24 protein-coding genes and 1 tRNA gene are annotated in these 26,063 nt (G+C 27.4%); 23 read left to right on the top strand and 2 right to left on the bottom strand.

The window, feature by feature from the left end; translation table 11 throughout:
- Positions 1-45 precede the first annotated feature (45 nt).
- The 5 genes from Q3304_RS03605 (at position 46) to Q3304_RS03585 (ending at position 3,415) form a co-directional block, all read left to right on the top strand.
- Entirely contained in the window at positions 46-417 is a 372-nt protein-coding gene (locus Q3304_RS03605; protein WP_407813779.1) for a NusG domain II-containing protein, read from the top strand.
- Between the two features lie 36 nt (positions 418-453).
- Positions 454-1,128 carry a uracil-DNA glycosylase gene (locus Q3304_RS03600; RefSeq protein ID WP_021385356.1) on the top strand — a complete coding sequence of 225 codons (675 nt, stop codon included), beginning with the start codon at positions 454-456 and terminating at the stop codon, positions 1,126-1,128.
- 249 nt (positions 1,129-1,377) lie between these two features.
- Positions 1,378-2,217 carry a G5 domain-containing protein gene (locus Q3304_RS03595; protein ID WP_054277205.1) on the top strand — a complete coding sequence of 280 codons (840 nt, stop codon included), beginning with the start codon at positions 1,378-1,380 and terminating at the stop codon, positions 2,215-2,217.
- A gap of 241 nt (positions 2,218-2,458) precedes the next feature.
- Positions 2,459-2,555: transfer RNA gene (locus tag Q3304_RS03590), tRNA-Sec, on the top strand.
- A gap of 152 nt (positions 2,556-2,707) precedes the next feature.
- Positions 2,708-3,415 carry a ThiF family adenylyltransferase gene (locus tag Q3304_RS03585; protein ID WP_054277204.1) on the top strand — a complete coding sequence of 236 codons (708 nt, stop codon included), beginning with the start codon at positions 2,708-2,710 and terminating at the stop codon, positions 3,413-3,415.
- 122 nt (positions 3,416-3,537) lie between these two features.
- Here Q3304_RS03585 and Q3304_RS03580 read toward each other — a convergent pair whose 3' ends face one another.
- The gene (locus Q3304_RS03580; protein WP_054277203.1) at positions 3,538-4,374 is read right to left on the bottom strand and encodes an MBL fold metallo-hydrolase; all 837 of its coding nucleotides are present in this window, start codon (positions 4,372-4,374) and stop codon (positions 3,538-3,540) included.
- A gap of 183 nt (positions 4,375-4,557) precedes the next feature.
- On the opposite strand from Q3304_RS03580, the gene Q3304_RS03575 reads away from it, so the two are divergent.
- From Q3304_RS03575 to holA, 4 genes are all read left to right on the top strand, one after another.
- Positions 4,558-5,463: a phosphatidylglycerol lysyltransferase domain-containing protein gene (locus Q3304_RS03575; RefSeq protein ID WP_219673257.1), complete on the top strand. Its 906-nt coding sequence runs from the start codon at positions 4,558-4,560 to the stop codon at positions 5,461-5,463.
- Between the two features lie 8 nt (positions 5,464-5,471).
- Entirely contained in the window at positions 5,472-6,656 is a 1,185-nt protein-coding gene (gene eis / locus Q3304_RS03570; protein WP_407813778.1) for an enhanced intracellular survival protein Eis, read from the top strand.
- Between the two features lie 111 nt (positions 6,657-6,767).
- Complete coding sequence (locus tag Q3304_RS03565; protein WP_407813809.1) at positions 6,768-8,063, top strand: ComEC/Rec2 family competence protein; 1,296 nt, start codon at positions 6,768-6,770, stop codon at positions 8,061-8,063.
- Positions 8,023-9,066, top strand: a complete 1,044-nt coding sequence (gene holA / locus Q3304_RS03560) for a DNA polymerase III subunit delta (protein ID WP_054271083.1) — start codon at positions 8,023-8,025, stop codon at positions 9,064-9,066. Before Q3304_RS03565 ends, holA begins: the two co-directional genes overlap by 41 nt.
- Positions 9,067-9,189: 123 nt before the next feature.
- Here the strand turns inward: holA and rpsT are convergent, their stop codons facing one another.
- Positions 9,190-9,456: a 30S ribosomal protein S20 gene (gene rpsT / locus Q3304_RS03555; RefSeq protein WP_021385419.1), complete on the bottom strand. Its 267-nt coding sequence runs from the start codon at positions 9,454-9,456 to the stop codon at positions 9,190-9,192.
- A 624-nt stretch (positions 9,457-10,080) separates the two neighbouring features.
- Here rpsT and Q3304_RS03550 point away from each other — a divergent pair.
- The 14 genes from Q3304_RS03550 (at position 10,081) to grpE (ending at position 25,984) form a co-directional block, all read left to right on the top strand.
- The gene (locus Q3304_RS03550; protein WP_407813777.1) at positions 10,081-10,701 is read left to right on the top strand and encodes a TetR/AcrR family transcriptional regulator; all 621 of its coding nucleotides are present in this window, start codon (positions 10,081-10,083) and stop codon (positions 10,699-10,701) included.
- 4 nt (positions 10,702-10,705) lie between these two features.
- Positions 10,706-11,404 (top strand): ABC transporter ATP-binding protein, encoded by a 699-nt coding sequence (locus Q3304_RS03545; RefSeq protein ID WP_054271081.1) that lies wholly within the window; start codon positions 10,706-10,708, stop codon positions 11,402-11,404.
- Entirely contained in the window at positions 11,404-13,638 is a 2,235-nt protein-coding gene (locus Q3304_RS03540; protein WP_407813776.1) for an ABC transporter permease, read from the top strand. The genes Q3304_RS03545 and Q3304_RS03540 overlap by 1 nt, the downstream gene beginning before the upstream one ends.
- 231 nt (positions 13,639-13,869) lie before the next feature.
- Positions 13,870-14,388 carry a helix-turn-helix domain-containing protein gene (locus Q3304_RS03535; RefSeq protein WP_407813775.1) on the top strand — a complete coding sequence of 173 codons (519 nt, stop codon included), beginning with the start codon at positions 13,870-13,872 and terminating at the stop codon, positions 14,386-14,388.
- A gap of 33 nt (positions 14,389-14,421) precedes the next feature.
- Positions 14,422-15,198 carry an alpha/beta fold hydrolase gene (locus tag Q3304_RS03530; protein ID WP_407813774.1) on the top strand — a complete coding sequence of 259 codons (777 nt, stop codon included), beginning with the start codon at positions 14,422-14,424 and terminating at the stop codon, positions 15,196-15,198.
- A 284-nt stretch (positions 15,199-15,482) separates the two neighbouring features.
- Complete coding sequence (gpr, locus tag Q3304_RS03525; protein WP_407813773.1) at positions 15,483-16,436, top strand: GPR endopeptidase; 954 nt, start codon at positions 15,483-15,485, stop codon at positions 16,434-16,436.
- Between the two features lie 17 nt (positions 16,437-16,453).
- Positions 16,454-17,461, top strand: coding sequence for a stage II sporulation protein P (gene spoIIP / locus Q3304_RS03520; RefSeq protein WP_407813772.1), 1,008 nt, complete (start codon positions 16,454-16,456; stop codon positions 17,459-17,461).
- 29 nt (positions 17,462-17,490) lie between these two features.
- Positions 17,491-17,742 (top strand): hypothetical protein, encoded by a 252-nt coding sequence (locus Q3304_RS03515; RefSeq protein WP_054271075.1) that lies wholly within the window; start codon positions 17,491-17,493, stop codon positions 17,740-17,742.
- Positions 17,743-18,019: 277 nt separating this feature from the next.
- On the top strand, positions 18,020-19,825 hold the full coding sequence (gene lepA / locus Q3304_RS03510; protein WP_054271068.1) for a translation elongation factor 4: 1,806 nt from the start codon (positions 18,020-18,022) through the stop codon (positions 19,823-19,825).
- 150 nt (positions 19,826-19,975) lie between these two features.
- Entirely contained in the window at positions 19,976-21,313 is a 1,338-nt protein-coding gene (locus tag Q3304_RS03505; RefSeq protein WP_407813771.1) for a CCA tRNA nucleotidyltransferase, read from the top strand.
- Between the two features lie 236 nt (positions 21,314-21,549).
- Positions 21,550-22,863 carry an APC family permease gene (locus Q3304_RS03500; RefSeq protein WP_054271067.1) on the top strand — a complete coding sequence of 438 codons (1,314 nt, stop codon included), beginning with the start codon at positions 21,550-21,552 and terminating at the stop codon, positions 22,861-22,863.
- Between the two features lie 173 nt (positions 22,864-23,036).
- On the top strand, positions 23,037-24,212 hold the full coding sequence (gene hemW, locus Q3304_RS03495; RefSeq protein ID WP_407813770.1) for a radical SAM family heme chaperone HemW: 1,176 nt from the start codon (positions 23,037-23,039) through the stop codon (positions 24,210-24,212).
- Positions 24,213-24,314: 102 nt separating this feature from the next.
- Entirely contained in the window at positions 24,315-25,334 is a 1,020-nt protein-coding gene (hrcA, locus tag Q3304_RS03490) for a heat-inducible transcriptional repressor HrcA (protein ID WP_004454754.1), read from the top strand.
- Positions 25,335-25,363: 29 nt separating this feature from the next.
- Complete coding sequence (gene grpE, locus Q3304_RS03485; RefSeq protein ID WP_054277192.1) at positions 25,364-25,984, top strand: nucleotide exchange factor GrpE; 621 nt, start codon at positions 25,364-25,366, stop codon at positions 25,982-25,984.
- Positions 25,985-26,063: the final 79 nt, after the last annotated feature.

Raw genomic sequence — 26,063 nt, 5'->3', positions numbered from 1 at the left:
TGTGTTATTATTTTATTATAACATAATTTTATAGGAGGACAAAAAATGAAGAAAAAAGACATTCTTCTTATTTTAGGCATTTTAGTTGTTATTACAGCATGTTATGGAATAATAAATGTTATAAATTCTAAAAATGCTGGAAATATTGAGATTTATGTAGATAATAAGTTGTATAAAACTGTTCCAATAGATGCCAAAGAAGAATTTAAAATAGAGAATAGAGGGGGGTATAATACAGTAAAGATTCATGATAAAGGGGTAGAAATAGTAGATGCTTCATGTCCTGACAAGGTTTGTGTACATACTGGTTTTATAAATAAACCAAGTCAAAGCATAGTTTGTATACCTAATAGAGTTAGCATAAAAATAAATACAAATGAAAAGGATGATAATCAAGAAGATATAATTTCTAAATAAAATAATAAAAATAATTGAAAGGAATTGGTGATAAATATGGTTAACCTAGAAAATGATTGGAATGAATTATTGAAAGAAGAATTTGAAAAAGATTACTACTTAAATTTAAGAAAATTTCTTATAGAAGAGTATAAAACACGTCAAATATTCCCGAATATGCATAATATATATGAAGCTTTGAAACATACTTCATATAAAGATACAAAAGTTTTGATACTGGGACAAGACCCCTATCATGGAGATAATCAAGCTCATGGTTTAGCTTTTTCAGTTCAACCACAAGTGAAAACTCCACCATCGTTATTAAATATGTATAAAGAATTAAAAGAAGATTTAGGGTGTTTTATACCTAACAATGGATATTTGATGCCTTGGGCAGACCAAGGAGTATTACTTTTAAATACTGCTCTTACTGTTAGAGCACATGAAGCTAATTCTCATAAAAATAAAGGATGGGAAATTTTCACAGATAGAGTAATCTCTATTTTAAGCGAACGTGAAGACCCAGTTATTTTCGTATTATGGGGAAGTAATGCACGTAAAAAAGTAGAATTGATTGATACAAGTAAGCATTATATTTTAGAAGCACCTCATCCAAGTCCATTATCAGCAAGTAAAGGTTTTTTTGGATGTAAACACTTCTCTAAGATAAATGAAATTCTTGAAAAGTTAGGAAAAGAACCTATCAATTGGCAAATAGAAAATATATAAAATTAAAAGGTAACAAAATGATAACAAAACAACAATAAACAATGACATTGTTGTAACTTATAGAAATATGTTTGAATAGTTGAAAATACTATGCATACATATTTCTATTTTTTTGTCAAGTTGACAACTCTTGAAAAAATAGTTACAATTTAGTTACACAAAAAACACAAACAAAAAAAGAAATTTACAAAGCAGAATTTTATGAAGAAAAATATATAGTGTAAAAAAATTTGAGGGAGGAAAGTTTATATGAATTTTAAAAAATTGAGTAATGCTAAAGTCTCGGTAATGGCGGTTGTTTTATCAGTTGGGATATTATCAGGGTACTCTGCACTTAATAAACAAGTAACATTAGTAGTAAAGGGAGAAGAAAGAACTATATCAACATTTAGTTCTAATGTAGGAGACCTTTTAGAATCTCAAAACATTAGCTATGATGCAAATGATATAGTTACTTTAGATGAAAACTCAAAGTTATCTAATGGAGATAAAATAGAAGTAATTGATGTAAAAGAAAAAACAGTTGTAGAAACTAAAGATATTCCATTTGAAGTTACAGTTGTTGAAGATGGTTCTTTATCAAAGGGAGACTCTGAAGTTAAAGAAGAAGGAAAATCTGGGAAAAGTGAATTAATATATAAAGAAACTTATCACAATGGAAAGAAAGTAGAAAAGGAATTTGTGAAAAAGGTTGTTAAAGCTGAGCCTGTAAACAAAGTTGTAAGCAAAGGAACAAAAGTAGAGATGCAAGTAGCTTCATCAAGGGGAGAAAACTCAAGAAGAATGGCTTCATCATCATCTAGTAATAGTAGTAGTAACAATGGTAAAAATATGAGAGTAGTAGCAACTGCATATACTGGTCATAGTATAACTGCTACAGGAACAAAGCCTAAGTGGGGAACGATAGCTGTAGACCCTAAGGTTATACCATATGGAACTAAGGTTTATATACCTCAATTTGACATGGTATTTACTGCAGAAGACTGTGGTGGAGCAATAAAAGGAAATAAAATTGATATATTTATGAATGACTCAAAGACAGTTTATAACTGGGGAAGAAAAACTATAGATATACGTATATTAAAATAATTAGATAATTTATATTTATACTGGAAATTATATTTTAATTAATATAGAGAGGAGCTCTTTATATATACATAAAATATAATTTCCAGTTTTTAATTTTAAGCACATAATAAAAAGTAAATTTTAACCATGTATAGATAAAAGCTATTTAAATTATAACTTACTATCAAATAAATCTATAAAAATTGTTGCAAAGAGTCAAAATATATGATATTATAGATTTCGTTGAGAAGCATTTCACTATGGGAGTGGATGGGTGCCGGTGTGCCCTCTAGTCTTCAAAACTAGTATGAGGGGTTAAGAGCCTCTTAGGTGGGTTCGATTCCCACGCATTCCCGCCAGTATGTAAAAGGTATCTTTTAATATTAAAAGATACCTTTTTAAATTTATTTTAAGATAATTTAGTTTTAATGATATATAATATCTGAGTATTATATAATGTATATTTTATAATACTATTATTATTTAGATAAAAATCTAGGAGAGTGAAAAAATGGAAAATAATTTTACAACGAGAACTAGTTTTCTAGTTGGAGATGATGGAATAGAAAAACTTAAGAGTTCAAATGTAATAGTATTTGGAGTCGGAGGCGTTGGTAGTTTTACTGTTGAGGCTCTAGCAAGGGCTGGAGTTGGTAATCTTACTATTGTGGATTTTGATGATGTAGATATAACTAATATAAATAGACAAATACCAGCTTTACATTCAACTGTAGGAAAGTATAAAGTAGATGTAATGGAAGATAGAATCTTGGATATAAATCCTAATATCAATATAAAAAAAATAAGAAGCCTTTACAATAAAGATACTAGTGATGAAATATTGACTGAAAGATATGATTATGTTGTGGATGCAATAGATATGGTAAGTTCTAAAATACATCTAATTGAAACCTGTGAAAAAAAAGGCTTAAAAATAATAAGTTCTATGGGTATGGGAAATAAATTAGACCCAACTAAAATAGTCATTACTGATATACACAAAACAAGTACTTGTCCTTTAGCCAAAGTTATGAGGAAAGAACTTAGAGATAGAGGAATTAAAAAATTAAAAGTAGTATATTCAACTGAACAACCAATAGAACTTAAAAAGAAAGTAATGAATGGGAGAAAAGTAACACCAGGTAGTGTATCATTCGTACCATCTGTAGGAGGGCTAATAATTGCATCTGTAATAGTGAATGAATTATTAGAACAATAAGTTTAAATATTTTAATTTATAAGGTTTAAATACGTATTTTGAAGGCTAAAAGTATCAATGTAAAACTATTTTATATTGATACTTTTAGCCTAATTATATTATGTAGTTATAGTTTTATTTTTTTATGTATCTATCTCATATTTATGTTTTGTAAATATAATTTCTCCATCACTATAAAAAACAATATCACCTATTTTATCTGTTCTATAAATCGATACATGGTTTTGTTTCAAATTGTTGAGAACTTCTTTATGAGGATGACCATATTGATTTTTATATCCACATGATATAGCAGCTATATCTGGATTAATTCTTTTTATAAATTCTAAAGATGATGATGAATTACTTCCATGGTGACCTATTTTTATAAAATTAATATTGTTCAGTTCAAAAGAATGTAAGATTTCTTTTTCAATTGATTCTTCTGCATCACCCATAAATAAAAATGAGTTATTATTAAAAGTTAGTTCAAAAACTATTGAATTTAAATTTGATTCTTCTTGTATATATGATGGACTTAATACATATATATTTATATTGTTATCGATATTTAAAATATCATCTTTATAGAGATATTGAATAGAGAGGTTTTTGTCAGTACAAGAATTTATTAGATTTTGATAAGATTCACTACTTGTTGATTGTTCAGGCATATATATAGAACTTACATTAAATTTTTTTATGACATTATCAAGACTTCCTATATGGTCTGAATCTGGATGTGTGGCTATTATTATATCAATAGTTTTTATTTTTTTATGTTTCAAATAACTAGTAACTATATTTCCGCTATCTTCATCACCTCCATCAATTAATATATTTTTATTTGTGGGTGTTTGTACTAAAATACTATCACCTTGTCCCACATCTATCATATGTATAGATAGTAGAGATTTTTTGTCACAACCGCTTAAAAGTGATATTATAATAAGTATTAATAAAAAAATTTTATTTCTCAATAAAAAAATCACTCCAGTCATTACATGTTTATATAAATTTATGATGGGTAATATAAGATATATATGACTTATTATATTTTATATTTTAAACAATATAAATGAAATTAATACCAAAATAAAATTGGAGTTTTTATAGATATAAAATTTAAAAAAATTAAGCAATAAAAAAGGTAGGAGGATTTTATGTTTTTCAAAGATATTGAACTAAATTCAAAAAAGGAGCTAGACCCATATTTTGATTTAGTAGATTATGAAGCTTGTGAGTACTGTTTTAGTACTTTATATATGTGGCAACATGTTTATAAGACAGGATATTATATAGGAGAAGATTTTGCTGTTTTAGTTGGTGAATACGAAGGGGATAGTTTCTCAATATTACCACTAGCTAAAAGAGAAAAACTTCCAGAAGTTGTAGATTTTGTACTTGAATATTTTTCTAAAAATAATAAAAAGATATACTTAAGAGGTATTACTACTGAAGTAGTAGAATTTTTAAAAGAAAAGTATCCAAATAGATTTGAGTATATAGAAGAAAGAGATTTATTTGACTATATCTATGATGCAGAAAGTTTAAGAACTCTAGCTGGTAAGAAGAACCAGAAGAAGAGAAATCATATAAATTATTTCTTAAAAGAATATGCAGGTAGATATGAAGTTAAATTATTAGATAAAGAAAACTTCAATGAATGTTTAGTATTAATGAAAGAATGGGAAAGTAATAAGGAAGAAAATGATGAATTTGATGAAAGTATGGATGATGAATTGATAGGTATCAAAAAGATATTTAACCATTATGACGTACTAAAAGATAGAGTAAAAGTGTTTGGTGTTTATGTGGATGGAAAATTAGAAGCATTCAGTATAGGAGAGCTTTTAAACAAAAATATGGCACTTATTCATATAGAAAAAGCTAATCCTGATATAAGAGGTCTATATCCATTTATAAACCAACAATTTTTAGTAAATGAATTTAAAGATGTTGAATTTGTAAATAGAGAAGAAGATTTAGGTATTGAAGGTCTAAGAAAGGCTAAACTTTCTTATCATCCTTGTAGATTTGTTGAAAAGTACAGTGTTAGGGAGGCTTAGTAGGCTATATGGAGATTAGGTATGCTAAAGAGGAAGAAATAGAAAGTATAAAAGAAATTTGGAGTTATTGTTTTAATGATAGTGATAGTTTTATGAAGTTCTATTTTGAGGATAAGTATAAATATGAAAATACTGTAGTAGCTTTAGATGAAGGAAAAGTTGTTTCCTCTCTTCAGCTAAATCAGTATAAGTTAATACTAAACAATAAGGTATACAATACATCGTATGTAGTAGGGGTTTCCACACTTCCAGAAGGAAGAGGAGCTGGATATATGAGTAAAGTTATTAAATTTACTTTAAATGAATTGTATAAAAAAGGACAATTAGTTTCTATATTAATGCCAATCGATTATAGACTTTATAGAAGATTTGGGTATGAACACTGTTATGACCAGATTGAATATACACTTAATACAGATGACTTAAAAAATTTTAAGTCAAGTGGAAAGATGATAAAAGCTGATGTATCACAAATTGATGATTTAATACAAATAGATAGAGCTTTTTTAAATGAGGTTAATGGTAATGTGTTAAAAGATGAACATTATTATGAAAACTTATTTAAAGAAATTCAAAGTGAAGATGGGCTTTTATACATTCATGAAGGTAATGAAAAAGATGGATATATAGTTTATTTTCTTCAAGGAGACAAAATGTTTGTTAGAGAGTTATTTTATAAGAATATAGATGCTCTCAAATCAATGCTTAAATTTATATATAATCACAATACTCAATGTAAGATAGCTACTATATCTGCTCCTATAATAGACAAAATAAGATTTATATTAGACAACCCTAAAGATTGTGAGATAAAAATAAAACCTTTTATGATGGGAAGAGTTATAAATGTAAACAAATTTATAGAGGATATAGTTGTGGATAAGGATATTAGTGGTTCGATTAATTTATTAATAGAAGACAAGTTTATAGATGAAAATAATGGTCTATTTAAAGTTTCTATAAAGAATCATAAGGTATCTATAGAAAAATTAGATGAAAAAGCCATAGAAGAGTCTCAAGACGGTTTTGATATTAAATTAGATATAAATGCCTTAACACAGCTAGCATTTTCGTATATAGATGTAGAGGAAGCTATTTTCTTAAATAATCTTGAAGGTATTTCAAAAGAAACAATAGAAATACTTAAGTGTATTTTTTCTAAAAAAAATAACTATATAAATGAATATATATAAAAAGAATACGCCAAAAGATTTTCAAAGTCTTTTGGCGTATTCTTTTTATATAATAATTTATATTGTTTAAAAATTTACTATTTGAAAATAATCTAGATAATATGTTTTTATATAGGAGTGATTATAATTCAAATAAGAAGGCCTTTATTAATTATATTAATATTTGTAATAGTTATATCATTTATGACCACAAATAGCAAAAAGAAAGATGAAGAACTTAATGATAAGATAATAACTATACAGGGAGCTGTTAAAGGTAAAAGTGAAAAGAAAAAATACAATCAATATAAGGTAGGTGTTTTTTTAATAAATGATTATTCAAGAAATAAAAATTTGAAAATTGGACAAGAAGTTAGTATTACAGGAAAATTTAAGAGTTTAGACAAGATGAAGTATGATGATTTTGATTATGGAAGATATATAAAAAGCACTGGATATAGAGGCATAATATATATAAATAACTATAAAGTTATTGGTAAAAATAAAATATATTCTTTAGTTGGAAAAATAAAGCTTTATGTAAGTAAGACTTACAGATATTTATATAAGAAAAATTCTGATTTCATAAATTCTATATTATTAGCTGAAGTTGAAAATCTGACTGATGAACAAAAAGAAATGTTCACTAGAACAGGAACTAGTCATGTAATATCTATATCTGGCCTTCATACAGGTATACTTTGTGTAATTATATCTTTTTTATTAAGAGGTATAAATAAATTGTATAAATTATTAATATTGTCGATTTTTATAACTTTATATTGTATAATGGTAGGTGCGTCTCCATCCATAATTAGGTCTATAACATTTGTTGTAGTGTTCTATTTGTCAATATTTATTGATAGAAAAAAGGATGGTATATCAACATTGTCTCTAATAGGGATAGTTTTAATTATGAATAACCCCTATGTTATATATAATGTAAGCTTTCAATTGTCTTTTTTAGCTACACTTTCTATATTAATATTCTATAATAGAATAAATAGTATTGTAAAATTAAGTATGGTATCATTGACAATATCATCAAATATATTAACTCTACCTATAATTTATTATACATTTAAGGGCATACCATTACTTTCAATTATAGGAAATTTGATTATAGTACCATTTGTAGGTGTAATAATGTATTTGAGTATTGCAAGCTTAATAGTATTTAAAGTAAGTGTAGTTATAGCTAAAATTATATCCTTTTTCAATAGTTCGTTGATAGAAAGCATATTTTTTTTACTAGATAAGCTCAGCAACTTAAATTTTGCATATATTAATATAGAAAATCCTAAATTTTATATTGTAGTGATTTATTACATAGGAGTGTTTTTTTACATATTTTACATAGAAGGAAAAGAGATAAAGGAGCAAGAAAATGGATTACAAGGATATTATAAGGAATGTAAAAGAGAATAATTTTGAAAAAATGTATCTTTTTTATGGAAGAGAGTATTATTTAATCGAAAATGCAATAAAGGCATTTAAAGAGAGTTTAAACGAGGGAATGCTTGATTTTAATTTAGATATAATAGATGGAAAGGAAATAGTCTTAAATCAGCTTATAAGCTCTATAGAAACACTTCCATTTATGGATGATAGAAAAATAGTAATAATAAAAGATTTTGAATTACTAAAAGGAAAGAAAAAGAATTTTACTGATAGTGATGAGAAATACTTAATAGAGCATTTAGACAATACTCCAGATACTACCACTATAGTTTTTGTTGTGTATGGAGATGTTGACAAAAGAAAATCTTTAGTTAAGAAAATTGGAAGTAATGGAATTGTTTTTGATTGTGATAAACTTTCTGATATGGATTTATTTAAGTGGATAAAAAAATCTTTTGCTCTAAATGAAGTTATAATAGAAAATTCTCAAATAATGTATTTCATCGAGCAAGAAGGATACAGAGACAAGAGTAGTGAAAAGACTTTATCTGATTTGGAAAACGAGATAAATAAAATAAGTTCATTTGTTGGTAAGGGTAATAATGTAACTAACGAAGTAATTGATAAATTATCTCAAAAAAAAGTTGAGAATGATATATTTAAATTAATTGATTATATTGGAGAACAAAATGCTTCTAATGCAATGAAAATATTGAATGATATGATACAAGAAGGCGAGTCTGTTTTAGGGATATTTTCTATGATAGCAAGACAATTTAAAATAGTGATGCAAGTAAGACAGTTACAACTTGATGGATATTCAACAAAACTCATATCTGACAAACTGAAAATGCATCAATTTGTTGTAGGAAAAGCATTAAAGCAAACTAAGAATTTTTCTGATGATATAATTGTAGAAATCTTAAATTATATATTAGAAAGTGATTATAAAATAAAAACAGGTCTTATAAGGGATACTTTAGCAATAGAAATGTTGGTCAGTAGATATTGTAAAAGACAAATTATATAAATTAATAATATATAGAAAATAAATAGTAGAGTTATTCTAACTATTTATTTTTTATTGTATAAATTTCCAAAATAAAAAACCCCTACATAGGGGTTATTATATATAAGAAATATAAACTGGTAATTAAGCGTTCATACCGTTTAATTTTTGAGCTAATTTAGCTACTTTTCTAGCTGCAGCATTCTTATGTATAGTTCCTTTAGAAGCTACTTGGTATATTCTTTTTTGAGCGTATTGGAACTTAGCAACAGCATCTTCTCTGTTTCCAGCTGCAACAGCATCTTCGAATCTTCTTATTGCAGTTTTTATTTGAGATTTTCTAACTCTATTTAAAGCAGTTTTCTTTTCGATAACACCTATTCTTTTCTTAGCTGATTTTATATTTGCCACCGTGTTCACCTCCCTGTATTTTTTTATCATATTCATCGTCAACATATTAGATTTTAACAGAAATAAATCTAAAAATCAAGGATTATTATTTATATATTTTAATAATGTTTTTTATTTTGATTTTTTAGATTGTAGATTGTGTATAAATAATTTGAAATATCTTGTTTTTAGGTTGGGTTATGTTGTGTTTTAAATATTTTAATGTATATAAATTAATACTTCATTTTTGCAACAAATATTTTGAGATAACACAAACTATTAACATACATTTTGATAGTATTTCCAATTATTATAAGATAATACAAGAAATTGCTCATTTTTATAGATTTAGTAAAAAAATTTATAAAAATATAAAGTTATATGGTCTATTATGATAAATTTTTCATTGATTAAGATGATTTTTTATTTTATAGCCCATTATTTAAGGAGAAAAATAATATATAAGAAAGATTTATATTATTAAAATATAAAAAGAATTATTAACTGTGGAAATTTCGTTGTCACTAGTAATTTCTATTTTCTCAATAGTATCAAGTGTATCCATATTATTGACTAATTCAGTCATAAACAATATAATTATAATATGACTAATATAGTCATATTATTGGGTAAGGAGGTATCTAATTGAATAAGACGTTTGAAAATCTCAACAAGGAAAAAAAATTACGAATAGTAAATTCTGCAATAGAAGAATTTGCAAGCAAAGGATATAAAAGTGCAACGATAGATAATATAGTATCAAAAGCAGGTATATCAAAAGGCTCTATATTTCAATATTTTAAAAATAAAGAAAGTCTATACATATACCTTTGTAATTATCAAATAAACATCATCAAAGACGAGATATTGAATCAAAAAGAAATTAATGAAACTGATTTTTTTGAACTGTACAGACATGCAGTGCATACTAAGTTTAAAATACTTAAGAAAAATCCATATGTTTTTAAATTCTTTAAAACCTTATACTTAGATGATTCAAAAATAGCAAAAAAATGGTTAAATGATATATCTATGAACAAAAATCAATTAGTATTAAGTTTTATGGGGGATTATGATAAGACAAAATTTAGAGATGATATAGATATTGATATGGCAATAAAAGCGATTGAACTTACATTTGATGGACTATCAATTAAATGGATAGAAAAACTATCATATGAGAATTATGAAAAAGATTTGAAAAGTTTATTTGATGAAGTTGAAGATTATATAAATTTTTATAAAAAATTATACTATAAGGAGTAAAATAATGTTTATTGAAATCAATAACTTATGTAAATCATATAAGAGTGAGGATATAGAAACCATAGCATTAAAAAATGCGAATATTTCGTTAAATAAAGGGGAGATAGGTGTAATATTAGGACCTTCAGGAAGTGGTAAATCTACCTTGATGAATATTCTTGGAGGATTAGACAGTGCTGATAGCGGTGAAGTGATTGTAGATGGTATTGATATTGTTAAATTATCAGATGATGAATTAGTTGAATACAGACGAGAAAAGACAGGTTTTATATTTCAGTCATACAATCTTATTCCACATTTAACGGTACTAGAAAATATAGAAATAATACAAAATATTAGTAAATCACCACTTGATATTAATGAAGTATTAGAATCAGTAGGATTAATAGATAAGAAAAATAGATTTCCAAGAGAATTATCTGGTGGACAACAACAACGTGTAGCAGTAGCAAGAGCTATAATAAAAAATCCAGCAATATTACTTTGTGACGAATTGACAGGAGCCCTAGATTATGAGTCTGCTATTGATGTACTTTCTCTTGTACAAGAAATAAATAGAAAGTTTAATACTACAATTTTAATAATTACACACAATGCAGCAATAGGTGAAATGGCAAATAGAATATACAAATTTAGAAGTGGAGAAGTTAAAGACTATATTATTAATAATGACCCTATTGATGCAAAGGGAGTGGAGTGGTAATGAAGCTAAATAAAAGTATATTACGTGTAATGAAAGAAAATAGAGGGCAATACATAGGTATGTTATATATGTTGATATTATCAGTATTTCTGTTTGTTGCTTTAACTATTACAGCTCAAAACTTAAAGCATAATAAGGACATGTATGTAAAAAATAATGTTCAAGAAGATTTGGAATTTTATACTAGTAACAAAATTGATAATATAAGAGAAATAGAAGATAAGTTTGATTTAAAGTTTCAAGAGACGCTTGTAAAAGAATATAAATATGGTGATAAAACATTAAGATTATTTACACCAAATAAAAAAGTGAATATTACAACAGTATTAGAAGGTGCTATGCCAAGAGTTGGAGAAATAGCACTAGACCCTCAATTTGCTAAATCTAATAAATTAAATATTGGGGATGAATATCATATTGGAAATTCTTCTTATAGAATATCAGGATATATTGGTATACCAAATTATGCTTATATACTTGAAAAAGATGGAGATGTGATTAATAATCCAAAGAATTTTGGTATAGGTATTTTAAATAAAGAAGATATGGTAAGTGGAGATTATTTATATTCAGTAAAATATAATAAAAATAGAGAGATATATACACAGTCAAAAAATCTTAAAAACTACCTGAACACTAATGAAGTAAATATAATTGATTGGACTTATGCTAAGAATAATATGAAAATATCAATGTTAGATATCGAAGTAACAGCAATAAGTGTTTATTCAGTTATTTTACCTACAGTCATATTACTAATAACAGTTGTATTAATAAGTATTGTTTTAGGTAGAATGATGAAAAATGAGATGGCAAACATAGGTACTTTATATGCCTTAGGTTATAGAAAAAAAGAAATAATGATTCATTACATGAACTATCCTATAATACTTTCAAGCCTCTCAGGAGTAATTGGTGGGATAATTGGTATTATAGTACAGAAGTATCTATTTGATTTATTCCTTACGTTTTTCCCAATACCAATAGAAAAAATATCATATAGTCCTATTTATTTTATACTGGGTATAGTTTTATGTATGGTGTTTTCAATTATTGGAAGTTATTTATCAATTAATAAAGTATTAAAATTGTCACCAGTGTTGTTAATGAAAAATGAAAATAAGAGACAAAAGGTAAATATAATTGAAAGAAAGTTGACTTTGAATAATTTAAAATTTAAAAATAAATTTGCTATAAGAGAACAATTAAGGTCAATATCTCGTTTAGCATTTTTGGTAATTGGAGTTTCTATAGCTACAGTATTTTTAATGTATGGGTTTATTGCTAAATGTTCTATGGATTATATGATAAATCAAGAAAGAAATGATGTAATTAGTTATAAGTATGAGTATATATTAAAGCAATTAAGTACAGATAAACCACCTATAGGTGGAGAAGGAGTATCAGGAGTTAAGTTCGTACTTGATAGTGAAATGAATAATGACTTTGAGTTAATAGGTGGAAATAAAAATTCACAGATGATTAGTTTAAAGGATAAAAAGGGAAATGAAATAAGTATAGATGATAACAAGTTTATTATTACATCTATAATGGCAAAAAAATATAACCTTAGTATTGGTGATAAGTTATCTTTTATTAATATAGTTGATGATAAGGAGTATTCTATAAAAATCACTGATATCGCTCAGACCAATTCAGGAGATTATGTATTTACTTCATTAAATAGCTTTAATCAGATGATGGGGTTGGAAAAAGGTTCATATAATGCGATTATGTCAAAAACACCAATTGAAATTAACAAAGATATGGTATATATGATAAATACACCAAACAATATAACTAATATGTTAGAAGACTATATGCAATTAATGTCAGCCTTTATATATGGAATAGCATTTGTAGCATTTATTATAGGTGTAATTATCATATATGTAGTTGCATCTATAAGTATAGATGAAAATAAAAATCATATAGCCCTTATGAAGGTGTTTGGATATAAAAAGAAAGAAATAAACTCAATGATGCTTAATGGCTCAAGAATATATGTAGTCCTTGGATATATTATAGGAGTTCCTATAGGTTACTCTATAATAAAAGTAATATTTAAGATATTTGAATCATTAGATATAGCTTTAGAAGCAAGACTCAATTTATCTTATGTGATAATTGGTTTTGTTATAATAATTCTTACATTTGAAGTATCCAAATTTATGTGTGCTAGAAAAATTGATAAAATATCTCTAAGTGAAGCTCTTAAAACTCAAAAAGAATAGTAAAATAAATTATTTAAATCCACAAAGGGTTGTTGCACTAAAAATTACTTTTTTTAGTGTGACGACTCTTTTCTATACTCCTATATAAATAGATTATTTGATATTTTTATATCTATAAAATGGATTAATAAAAATACAATTTAAGTTATAATCACTATTTATATCATATACTTGAATAATCTAAAAAATTAGACTATAATATTTTTATAGACTAAAGAAAGGGATGATAAGATGGACATAGCAAAATTGATTTTAAATCCTGTTAGACTTCGTATTTTACAGTATATTAGACTTCATGGTAGTGTTCGAACATCTGACATTGTAAAATATCTAAATGATATACCCCGTGCAACAGTTTATCATCATGTAAAAATTTTAGAAGAGAACAACATGATTGAAGTGGTAAAAGAAAATCGTGTGCGTGGCACTATTGAAAAAGTTTATGCACTAAAAGAATATACAGCAGATATGGAAGGAGAAACATTTGTTGCACTTTCCACAGCATTTCATGTAGGATTGATGCAGGAAATGAATGAGTATTTTAGTAGAAAAGAGCAAGAACATAAAAAAGATAATGTATTTTTTACTTCAGCATTACTATATATGAGTGATGATGAATATGAAAATCTTCTTAAAATTATAGCTGATTTATTGAAGCCATATGTAGAGCAGAAGCCTAAGTCAAATCTAAAACTTAGAAAACTTTCAATTATATCTTCTCCACCAGTTGATAATGATAAGACAAAATAGTATACATCTCATCTTTATAGAAGGAGGTTACGTATGAAATTTCATGAATTTGGAAATAAAAACAAACCACATATTATGTTGATTCATGGAGGAGGGAATGCGTGGTGGAACTATTTACAACAAGCAGAAGTTTTGTCCAATAATTATTATGTGATACTTCCTACATTGGATGGTCATGGAGAAGAATATGAAACAACATACATTTCCACTGAGGATACAGCAGACAAGTTGATGTTATATATAGATGAAAAGTGTGATGGACACCTTTTTGCTCTGTGTGGGGTATCACTGGGTGGTCAAATTGTAATGGAGCTTTTATCTAGAAGACCTGATATTGCTAAAAAAGCAATTATTGATGGAAGTATCTGCTACCCAAGACCTACTATGGCACGATTTTGTATTGTTGGTATTCGATTTTTTGGAGGACTTTTATTCAGTGAGAAAGCTTGTCGTTTTCAAATTGCTATGATGCCAAAATTGTTACCTAAAAATATGCAGTATCCAGAGAAAATTAAAAAATATTATATGCAAGATATGCCACATGTCAGAAAAGAAACATTTTACAATATATATCGTACTTATATGATGAAATATACGCTTAAAGAGAGTATAAAAACGACCAAAGCAGAAGTAATGTACTGGTATGGAGAAAAAGAAATGAAATGTGTTAAAAACTCTGCAAAGATGTTTAAGTCTTTTGTTAGTACTTGCCAAATTTATGAAGCTAAGGATTATAATCATGGATATTTATCTCTTTATCTTCCAAATGAATGGTTGGAAATTGCTGAACCATTTTTTCAACAAGAATAAAGGAGTAAGGTGGTTACAGGGTAATCTATATAACGAATGAAAACTTAATAGGAAAATGATAAATAGATGAAAAGGTAGCGCCTATATAAATAGTTGCTACCTTTTTACATTTGTAAATAAATGATAGATAAGAAAGTTTACTGACAAATTACTGACCAAACTCAATTTTCTTACATTGAAAGCCTTAATTTTACTTGTTTTAAATAAATTTATAGTTTTTTGTTATAAAATACTAAATTTTGTTAACAATTATAATTAGCATTTAATTTATACTGGAGGTTTATATGATTAGCGTAAGAACAGATTTAGCTTTAGAAGCTAGTGAAATGTGTGAAAAGTCTCAAGAAGGAAGTAGTATTCCTGGTGTAAAAATAGAAACGAAAGAATTAGAAAATTGTATTGTAACAAAAGTTGAAGTAATAGACAGGCAAGGCGTAGAGATAATGAATAAAGATATAGGAAAGTATATAACTCTGGAAAGTAATCTTATGAAGTTTGATGATGATGAGTCAAGAGAAGAAATGATAAATTATTTAAAAGAAGAGTTAGTAGATATATTTGGACAAGACAAAAATAAAAAAACATTGGTAATTGGTCTTGGAAATAGAAATATTACTTCTGATGCGTTAGGACCGAAGAGTGTATCAAAAACACTTGTCACTAGACATCTTTTTAAAAATTATAATAAAGACTATGATGATGATTTCACTGAGGTATCAGCTTTAAGCCCAGGAGTTATGGGCGTTACTGGAATAGAGACTAGTGAAGTAGTAAAGTCATTGGTTGAGAAGGTTAAGCCAGATAGAGTAGTAGCAATAGATGCATTGGCTTCAAGAAAAATGGAAAGAGTAAATTCTACTATACAAATATCAACAGCAGGAATATCACCTGGTGGAGGTGTTGGAAATACTAGAAAATCTCTAACTAAGGAAACTTTAGGAGTAGAAGTTATTGCAATAGGTGTACCAACTGTGGTTGATGCAGCAACTCTTACTATAGATGTTTTAGATATGGCAATAGACAATTTAATAGCTCAATCAGAAGAAACAGAAAGTTTTTATGAAATGTTAAAAAAACTTAAAGAAGAAGAAAAATATCATCTAATAAAAGATTCATTAGACCCATATGACAAAAATTTAATAGTAACACCAAAGGATATAGATGATACAATCGAAAATCTATCTATAATAATAAGCGAAGGCTTAAATAGGTCTTTACATCCAGGTAGATTGGTATAAAATAAGGAGGAACAATTATGTTTAAAAAATGCATTAAAGTAGTAACCTTGACTTTTATATTAGCATGCATTTTACCAGGAAAATCATTGGCTTTGAATCAAGATGATTTTTTAAAGTTTCTAGTAAATTCATCTTATCCAGAAGCTAAAGTCGAAGGAAATAATACAGAAGATAAAAAGAATAATAAAAATAAAGAAGTAAATAAAGAAAGCAAAAACGAAAATGAAAAATCTGAAGATGTAAGTAAAGTTGATAATAAAAAAGAAAGTGAAAAAGAATATATAAAACTTTATGTTGGTAAAGAGAATGTACCAGATATTGAATCAAAAAATTCTGATACAACTGAAACTAACACTACATCTAGTTCAGAATACAAGGATGATTTAAGAGTAACTAAAGAAAATCCAAGGATTTTAATATATCATACTCATGGATGTGAAACTTATTCAAATTCACCTGATGGAAATTATCATTCAAGAGATAAGAAAAATTCAGTAATGGAAGTAGGAAGTGCATTGACTAATGCTTTAGATAGTAAGGGGTGGGGTGTAGTGCATACAACTAAGTACCATGACTATCCATCTTATAATAATTCTTATGCAAGTAGCTTAAAAACAATAAAAAGTATACTCCCTAAATATAATTCAGTGGACATAGCAATAGATTTACATAGAGATGCTAGGGATTTAACTAATCCAGCCACTAAAGAAAAAGACCATTTAAAATATACAACTATGATAAATGGAGAGAGAGTAGCAAAGTTTTTCTTTGTTGTAGGAGGTAAAAATACAAATAGAGCACAACTTAGAGCTTTAGCAGATGATATAACTGCTTTTGCTGAAAAGAAATACCCTGGTTTGGTGTCTCCAATAGTAGAAAAAGACTATGCTAGATTTAATCAATTTGCAGTTAAGAAACATATGCTAGTAGAAATAGGAAATAATGCAACAAGTATAGAAGAATCGAAAGCTACTACAAAGTATCTAGCTGAGATTTTAGATGAATATTTTAAACAAAAAAATTAGATTGTCAGGTATAATTAGGAGCATGTTAAATGAGCCGATTAGAAAAAAATATAGAAAGTAAAAGTAAATTAAGAAAATATAAGTATATTATGAGAATTGTGTTTTTGATTACTATGATTATAGGGACATCAGTTTGTGTCTTTATAGTAGATAGTAATGCAAAAAGCATGTTAGGAATGAAACAATATGATTTTCCAAGTATTAATTTTGATATAACAAATTTGAATTTTGATATAACAAACTTTGATATAGATGGAATCCTCAAAAAATTTAATAAGTAGTAATAAGTGAATAAGGTTTATTGATTAAAATAAGCCTTATTTTAGTTATATGTTCCTAGTGTAGAAAATAAAAATGCATTAACTGTGTCTTATAGGATTTACTTTAAGTTTATGATATTATATAATATTTAGTGTTAGACTTGATAATCCACATATAATGTGGATAATTTTGTTTAATGCCAATTAGTTTATATTCAAAAATTTTACATTATATAAAGAGTTTTTATATAATGTAAAATAATAACTATAAGAATAATTAAGAGGAGGGAATTTTAAGGTGGACAATAAACAAAGTAGAACTAGAAATTTTAGTATAATTGCACATATAGACCATGGAAAGTCTACCTTAGCTGATAGATTAATACAACAAACGGGGCTTGTTAGTGAAAGGGACATGAAAAGTCAATTGCTTGACAATATGGATCTTGAAAGAGAAAGAGGAATTACTATAAAGCTTCAAAACATAAGATTAATGTATAAAGCGAAGGATGGAAATGAATATTATTTAAATCTTATAGATACTCCTGGACATGTAGACTTTAACTATGAGGTATCAAGAAGTTTGGCTGCATGCGAAGGGGCATTACTGGTAGTTGATGCAGCTCAAGGTGTTGAGGCACAAACCTTAGCTAATGTTTATCTTGCTATAGACCAAGATTTAGAAATATTACCAATAATAAATAAAATAGATTTACCAAGTGCAAGACCAGAGGAAGTAAAACATGAAATAGAAGATTTAATAGGACTTGACTCAAGTGAAGCACCTCTTATTTCTGCTAAGACTGGTTTAAACATAGAAGATGTCTTAGAAGATATTGTAAAAAATGTTCCGCCACCTAAAGGAGATAATGAAGCACCATTAAAGGCATTGATATTCGATTCTTACTATGATGCTTATAAAGGTGTTGTAGCTTATGTTAGGGTATTTGAAGGAACTGCAAAAAAAGGCATGACAATAAAAATGATGAACACTAATAAAAAGTTTGAAGTAACTGAAGTTGGTGTTATGGCTCCAGGTCAAACTGAGCTTAGTGAATTATCAGCAGGTGATGTTGGTTATATTGCAGCCAGTATAAAAGATATAAGAAGTTGTCGTGTGGGAGATACAATAACAGATTCAAACAATCCTACAGATGAACCTTTACCAGGATATAAAAAAGCTACTCCAATGGTATACTGTGGTATATATCCAGGAGAAGGAGAAAAATATGAAAATGTAAGAGATGCTCTTGAAAAGCTTCAAGTAAATGATGCTGCACTTGAGTATGAAGCTGAGACTTCAGCAGCATTAGGATTTGGTTTTAGATGTGGTTTCTTAGGTCTTTTACATATGGAGATAATGCAAGAAAGACTTGAGAGAGAATTTAATCTTGATATAATTACGACAGCACCATCAGTTATATACAGAGTTACAAAAATTGATGGAGAAGTTGTAATGATACAAAATCCTGCAAACCTTCCAGAGCCATCTGAGATAAAGATGATAGAAGAACCTATAGTAAAAGGAGATATAATAGTTCCTAAAGACTATGTAGGTGTAGTTATGGAACTTTGTCAAGAGAGACGTGGAAACATGTTAAATATGGAATATATAGATGAGAGAAGAGTAATGCTTCACTATGACCTTCCTCTTAATGAGGTTGTTTACGATTTCTTTGATGCTTTGAAATCAAGAACTAGAGGTTATGGTTCTCTTGATTATGAAGTTAAAGGTTATGTGGCATCTACACTTGTAAAACTTGATGTATTAATTAATAAAGAGCAAGTTGACGCACTTAGTTTTATTGTTCATGAAACTCGAGCATTCCCTAGAGGAAAGGCAATGTGTGAGAAACTAAAAGGTGAAATTCCAAGACATCAATTTGCTATACCTATACAAGCTGCTGTTGGTAATAAGGTTATAGCAAGAGAGACAATAAGTGCGTTAAGAAAAGATGTACTTGCTAAATGTTATGGTGGGGATATATCTCGTAAGAAGAAACTTCTTGAAAAACAAAAAGAAGGTAAGAAGCGTATGAGACAAATTGGTTCTGTTGAAGTTCCTCAAAAAGCATTTATGTCTGTACTTAAATTAGATGAGTAAATTTTTATAAATTTAGATAAGGATATTTAAAAGCTAGAGTGATTTTAGAATTATTTCTAAATTAATCTAGCTTTTTTGTGGTATATTTTAAGTAAACTCATAGAAAATATAAACAAGAGTATATTAAAGAAAAATAAAAAGGTGATATTTATGATTAATATAGAAATTCCTAAAAAAGTAGATTGTATAATTAAAGAATTAGAAAAACATGGTCATGAAGCATATGTAGTTGGAGGATGTGTCAGAGATTGTTTGTTAGAAAGGATTCCAAATGACTGGGACATAACAACTAGTGCTAGACCAGAAGAAGTAGTAGAGCTATTTAAAAAAACAATTCCAACTGGTATACAACATGGCACTGTAACAGTTATGATTGAGCATGAACCATTTGAAGTGACAACTTACAGAATAGATGGAAATTATAGTGATGGTAGACATCCAGATTCAATAGAATTTACAAATAACATAATTAAGGACCTATCGAGAAGGGATTTTACTATCAATGCAATTGCATACAATGCAAAGAATGGATTGGTTGACCCATTTAATGGGTATGAAGATATACGAAATAAGTATATACGTTGTGTTGGAAATCCAGTAGATAGATTTGAAGAAGATGCACTTAGAATGCTTAGAGCAGTTAGGTTTTCAGCACAACTAAGTTTTAAAATAGCTGAGGGGACTAAGCAAAGTATCTACAAAAAATCAGACTTGATTAAAAATGTTTCTATAGAAAGAATCCAAACAGAATTAAACAAAATACTAGTATCTGATTCATCTAAATTAGAATTATTAAATTCAACAGGTTTGTTGAAATTTATAATCCCTGAAATATGTGAACTAGAAGAGGTTACACAACATAATCCATATCATATTTATGATGTACAAAAACATACTTTAATGGCCACAGAAGTAATTGAGGATGAATTATATTTAAAACTTACAATGTTGTTTCATGATTTAGGAAAAAAAGTAACTAAAACGACTGATAAAAATGGAATTGACCATTTTTATAATCATAGTAGAGAATCTGTGAAGATTGCAAAGAGGATTTTAAAGAGACTCAAGTACGATAATTATACTATTAATAAAGTTTTGTTATTAATACAATATCATGATTATAGAATAGAGCCAAAACGGAAAATAATTAAAAAGTTATTAAATAAACTTGAAGATGTTGAACTATTTGAAGATTTAATAAAGGTTAATTGGGCAGATACACTTGCTAAAAATCCAAAATATGCAAAAAGAAAGATATTAAACCTTATTGAGTGTGAAAAAGAATTTAGACATATAATAAATCAAAATGAATGCTTCAATATTAAGGATTTAGCTATTAATGGAAGAGATTTGATATCTATAGGTGTAAAACCAGGTAAAGATATGGGACATATATTAAATAAGATGCTTGAAATAGTTATAAATAATCCAGAACTAAATAAAAAAGAAATACTGAAAGAAGAAGTATTAAATATATATACATTTTAGAATAGAGTATAAAAATTTTAGTTTAATTAATTTAAAAAGCTGAAAATATGGTACTTTTTTAGAAAAATAAATGATTTTTAGAGATTGTTTTAAACATTGAGATTGTATCTTTTTTAAATGTATAGAAACTTAATCTAAAATTAGCAGATTAATATAAAAAAAAACTTTGGGAATACTAAAACCATAATTTATAAAATTAATATTTTATGCACTATAAAACAGTGAGGAGGGACAGTATGCGTACTCAACTACAAAAGACTATTGGTCTTTCAGCAGCTCTTTCTACTGTTGTAGGTATGGTTATAGGTTCGGGAGTTTTTTTTAAGCCACAAGCAATATACACTACAACTAATGGAGCTCCAGGCCTAGGTATTATAGCATGGCTTTTAGGTGGCTTTATAACAATAACTGCAGGTCTTACAGCTACAGAAATCTCAGCTGCTATACCAAAAACTGGTGGTATGATGATTTATATTGAAGAGATATATGGAGAAAAGTTAGGTTTTTTAACTGGATGGATGCAAACTGTATTATTTTTCCCAGGAACATCAGCGGCGCTAGGAGTAATCTTTGCTCAACAAGCATCTGAACTTTTGGGCATGAGTCCAAATAATATGGCTAATGTACTTCCTATAGCAATTGGAGTTATACTATTTTTAGCAGTACTAAATATAATAGGCTCATCCTTAGGAGGGAAAGTTCAGACAGTAGCAACTGTTGGAAAAATGATACCTTTAATTTTAATAATAATTTTTGGGTTTATTAAAGGTCAAAGTAGTGAAGTGTTAAGTCCATTTGTAGGTGATGGTGTTAGTGTATCAAACGCACTTGGACAAGTCCTAATAGCAACGTTATTTGCATATGATGGATGGATAAATGTTGGGGCTATATCAGGAGAAATGAAGTCTCCAGAGAAAGATTTGCCAAGAGCAATAGTTGGTGGCTTATCGTTAGTTATGGCAGTTTATATTATAATAAATATAGCTTACCTTTGGGTAGTGCCAGCAAGTGAATTAGCAACAGTTACTTCCCCAGCTACATTAGTAGCAACAAGATTATTTGGAAACTTAGGTGGAAAAGTAATAACTGTTGGTATATTAATATCAGTATTTGGTACATTGAATGGGTACTTATTGACAGGTTCAAGAATACCATATACATTAGCTGAAATGGGAACTTTACCAGCATCTAAAGCTCTTTTAAAAGTAAATTCTGGAGGTTCTCCTGTAAATTCAATATTACTTATAACTGTATTAGCCTGTGTATATGCTTTATCTGGCCAATTTAATCTTCTTACAGATTTAACTATATTTTCAATATGGGTATTTTATGTACTGACTTTTATAGGAGTTATGAGGCTTAGAAGAGAAAAACCTGATTTACACAGACCATATAGAGTTCCTTTATATCCAATAATACCAATCATAGCTATACTGGGAGGTATGTTTGTAATAATAAATCAATTGTTGACTTCAACAGTAATATCTTTAGGTGGAATATTTATAACACTATTAGGTTTGCCAGTTTATTATTATATGAAGAAAAGATAAGTACTTAATTTAAGTTAGATGAATTTGGATAAGAGTAAAAATTAACTTTTATCCAAATTTTTTATAATATTACATAATATAAGTATTTTATATGTTACTTGATGTGCTATCTTGTTTGATTTATAATTTAGTAATTGATGTTTTAAGATAATTAAAGAAACGAGGAATAAAAAATGTTGGGACTTTATATACATATTCCATTTTGTGTAAAAAAATGTAAGTATTGTGATTTTAACTCTTACAAAATGGACATAGATGCAAAAAAAAGATATATAGAAGATTTAAAAATTGAAATGGAATTGTACAGTAATAAATTATATAAGGATAACAAATACAAGAAGAAAGAAGATTACCATCTAAATAGTGATGATACAATAACGAGTATATTTGTAGGAGGAGGTACACCTAGTATATTGACATCTGATGAAATAAGAGAAATATTTACAAGTGTAAGAGCAATGTTTAATATAGATAAGAATGCAGAAATAACTATAGAGTGTAATCCTGGTACACTGACACTAGAAAAATTAAAAACTATGAAAGATATTGGTATAAATAGACTTAGTATTGGTTTACAAGCTGTTCAAGAACAACATTTGAACTTTATAGGAAGAATACATACTTATGAAGAATTTGAGAAAAACTATAAAGATGCATTAAGTGTAGGCTTTAAAAATATTAATATAGATTTAATGTACAGTCTTCCAAATCAAACTCTATGTGATTGGAAGGAAACCCTTCAAAAAGTTTCAGACCTAAATCCAACACATATATCAGCCTATTCTCTTATATTAGAAGAAGGAACAGAGTTATATAATATGTATGAGAATAATAAGTTTGAGCTCATAGATGAAAATATGGATATAGAAATGTATGAGTATACAATAAACTATCTAAAATCAAAAGGGTATAATCAATACGAAATATCAAATTACTCAAAAGATGGTTATAATTGTGAGCATAATATCTTATATTGGGAATGTGAACATTACATAGGTCTAGGAGCAGGAGCTTCTGGTTATATTAATAAGAATAGATATAATAATTTAGAATCTTTAGATGACTATCATTTGAGTTTAACAAAAAGAGAGAAACCAATACAAGAAAATGAGATTCTTTCTGAAAAAGATATGATAGAAGAGAAGATATTTATGGGGCTTAGAATGAATAAAGGTATAGAATTTGAAGATTTTAAAAAAAAATTTGGGCTAGATTTTAGAGAAAAATATAATAAGCAAATAGAAATGTTATTAGATAGAAAGCTTATAAATCAAAGCTTTGAGGGAATACAACTAACTCAAAAAGGAAGAAAAATATCTAATAGTATCTTTATAGAATTTATGGAATAATTTTTAAGGTGTTGACAAAATAAATTTATAATGGTATATAATATATATAATCTTTTTAGCACTCGAACTTGGTGAGTGCTAACAGCTAGGAGGCATAATAAGATGGAATTAAATGAAAGAAAATTAAATATCCTCAAAGCTATAGTTAAAGATTATATAGAAACAGCTGAAGCTATAGGTTCTAGAACAATATCTAAAAGACATGATTTAGGTGTTAGTGCTGCTACCATAAGAAACGAAATGGCTGACCTTGAAGAATTAGGGTACTTGATTCAGCCTCATACTTCTGCGGGTAGAGTTCCGTCTGAAAAAGGCTATAAGTTATATGTAAACTCTCTTATGAGTAAAAGCGAATTGGATGATAATGATAAAATTCTTATTGAACAATGTATGAATCATAATATAAATCATATAAAAGAATTGATTCATGAAACTTCAAAGCTATTATCTCAACTAACAAACTATACAACTGTAGCAGTTACTAAGAGTTTAATAAATCAAAGTGTTATAAAGCACATACAATTGGTTGCTATGAATGACAATAATATTTTACTTATAGTTGTAACAGATAAAGGAGATTTAAAAAAAGCTAACCTTACAACTAATGTATATTTAGATCAATCTAAGTTAAACTTGATTTCTGATAATCTTACAAGGAAGCTCTTAGGTAAAAGTATAACAGATTTGGATGATAATCTAATTGCTTTTATTAAATACGAAATAAGTGAGTATTCTGGGCTTATAGATGAGCTTTTAAATGCTTTGAATTCAAATATGAAAGAAGAAGATTTTTCTCTATCATTAAATGGAGCTACTAACATATTTAGCTATCCAGAATTTAATGATGTACTAAAAGCAAAGTCATTTTTAAATATGTTGGAGAAAAAAGAGACAATAGCTGACATAATTAAATCAAAGGGAATACAAAAAGACAATCTAAATATAATAATTGGTAGTGATAATGATTGTGAATTGGCACAGGATTGTAGTATAGTTACAGCAACTTATAATGTAGATAGAGACTTGGTTGGGCGAATAAGTTTTATAGGCCCTACAAGAATGGATTATGCTAGAATTTACTCTATAATAAATTATATGAGTTTATTAATTAATAGAAAGTAAAGAAATTTTAAATTGAGAGGTGTAAAGTCTTGGATAAAAAAAATGAGCAACAGGAAGTAAAAGAAGAAAATGATACTTCTATTAACCAAGAATCTGAAACTCAAGTAGAGTTAGAAGAGGAAATTGTTAATGAAGAATGTAAGGAATCAAGTGAAACAAGTGATGAAAAAGAAGTTGATGATGAAAATGTAACAGATATAAATTCTAAATTAGCAGAAAAAAAATTGCAAGACGAATTAGATGAATCAAATGATAAATATCAAAGACTTCAAGCCGAATATGCAAACTACAGAAGAAGAACTCAACAAGAAAAAGAGACGATAGGTGTGTTTGCAAATGAAAAGATAATAACTGAGTTGATACCAGTTATAGATAGTATGGAAAGAGCCTTAGATGCATGTGAAGATAAGGAAGATACTATGTATAAGGGTATAAGCCTTGTACATAAACAGTTAATGGACACTCTAGTAAAATTTGGAGTAGAAGAAATAGAAGCAGAATCTAAGGAATTTGACCCTAATTTACACCTAGCAGTTATGCAAGAAAGTGTAGATGGAGTTGAAGCAAATCAAATAGTAATGGTACTTCAAAAAGGATATAAGCTAGGAACTAAAGTTATAAGACCTTCAATGGTTAAAGTTTCTTGCTAAGTATAAATTAAAGGTTGATTATTTAACCTAATATAAAATATTCAAATAAGTAAAACTTAATTATATAATTACTCGAGGA

The sequence above is a fragment of the Clostridioides sp. GD02377 genome (assembly GCF_045899875.1).
Lineage (GTDB): Bacteria > Bacillota > Clostridia > Peptostreptococcales > Peptostreptococcaceae > Clostridioides > Clostridioides difficile_A.
This window is presented reverse-complemented; position numbering and strand designations above follow the sequence as displayed.

Bases quoted from the DNA above. Each gene is read 5' to 3' on its own strand.
- Q3304_RS03605 (WP_407813779.1), top strand. From the start codon at position 46: ATGAAGAAAAAAGACATTCTTCTTATTTTAGGCATTTTAGTTGTTATT.
- Q3304_RS03600 (WP_021385356.1), top strand. From the start codon at position 454: ATGGTTAACCTAGAAAATGATTGGAATGAATTATTGAAAGAAGAATTT.
- Q3304_RS03595 (WP_054277205.1), top strand. From the start codon at position 1,378: ATGAATTTTAAAAAATTGAGTAATGCTAAAGTCTCGGTAATGGCGGTT.
- Q3304_RS03585 (WP_054277204.1), top strand. From the start codon at position 2,708: ATGGAAAATAATTTTACAACGAGAACTAGTTTTCTAGTTGGAGATGAT.
- Q3304_RS03575 (WP_219673257.1), top strand. From the start codon at position 4,558: ATGTTTTTCAAAGATATTGAACTAAATTCAAAAAAGGAGCTAGACCCA.
- eis (WP_407813778.1), top strand. From the start codon at position 5,472: ATGGAGATTAGGTATGCTAAAGAGGAAGAAATAGAAAGTATAAAAGAA.
- holA (WP_054271083.1), top strand. From the start codon at position 8,023: ATGGATTACAAGGATATTATAAGGAATGTAAAAGAGAATAATTTTGAA.
- Q3304_RS03545 (WP_054271081.1), top strand. From the start codon at position 10,706: ATGTTTATTGAAATCAATAACTTATGTAAATCATATAAGAGTGAGGAT.
- Q3304_RS03540 (WP_407813776.1), top strand. From the start codon at position 11,404: ATGAAGCTAAATAAAAGTATATTACGTGTAATGAAAGAAAATAGAGGG.
- Q3304_RS03535 (WP_407813775.1), top strand. From the start codon at position 13,870: ATGGACATAGCAAAATTGATTTTAAATCCTGTTAGACTTCGTATTTTA.
- Q3304_RS03530 (WP_407813774.1), top strand. From the start codon at position 14,422: ATGAAATTTCATGAATTTGGAAATAAAAACAAACCACATATTATGTTG.
- gpr (WP_407813773.1), top strand. From the start codon at position 15,483: ATGATTAGCGTAAGAACAGATTTAGCTTTAGAAGCTAGTGAAATGTGT.
- spoIIP (WP_407813772.1), top strand. From the start codon at position 16,454: ATGTTTAAAAAATGCATTAAAGTAGTAACCTTGACTTTTATATTAGCA.
- Q3304_RS03515 (WP_054271075.1), top strand. From the start codon at position 17,491: ATGAGCCGATTAGAAAAAAATATAGAAAGTAAAAGTAAATTAAGAAAA.
- Q3304_RS03505 (WP_407813771.1), top strand. From the start codon at position 19,976: ATGATTAATATAGAAATTCCTAAAAAAGTAGATTGTATAATTAAAGAA.
- Q3304_RS03500 (WP_054271067.1), top strand. From the start codon at position 21,550: ATGCGTACTCAACTACAAAAGACTATTGGTCTTTCAGCAGCTCTTTCT.
- hemW (WP_407813770.1), top strand. From the start codon at position 23,037: ATGTTGGGACTTTATATACATATTCCATTTTGTGTAAAAAAATGTAAG.
- hrcA (WP_004454754.1), top strand. From the start codon at position 24,315: ATGGAATTAAATGAAAGAAAATTAAATATCCTCAAAGCTATAGTTAAA.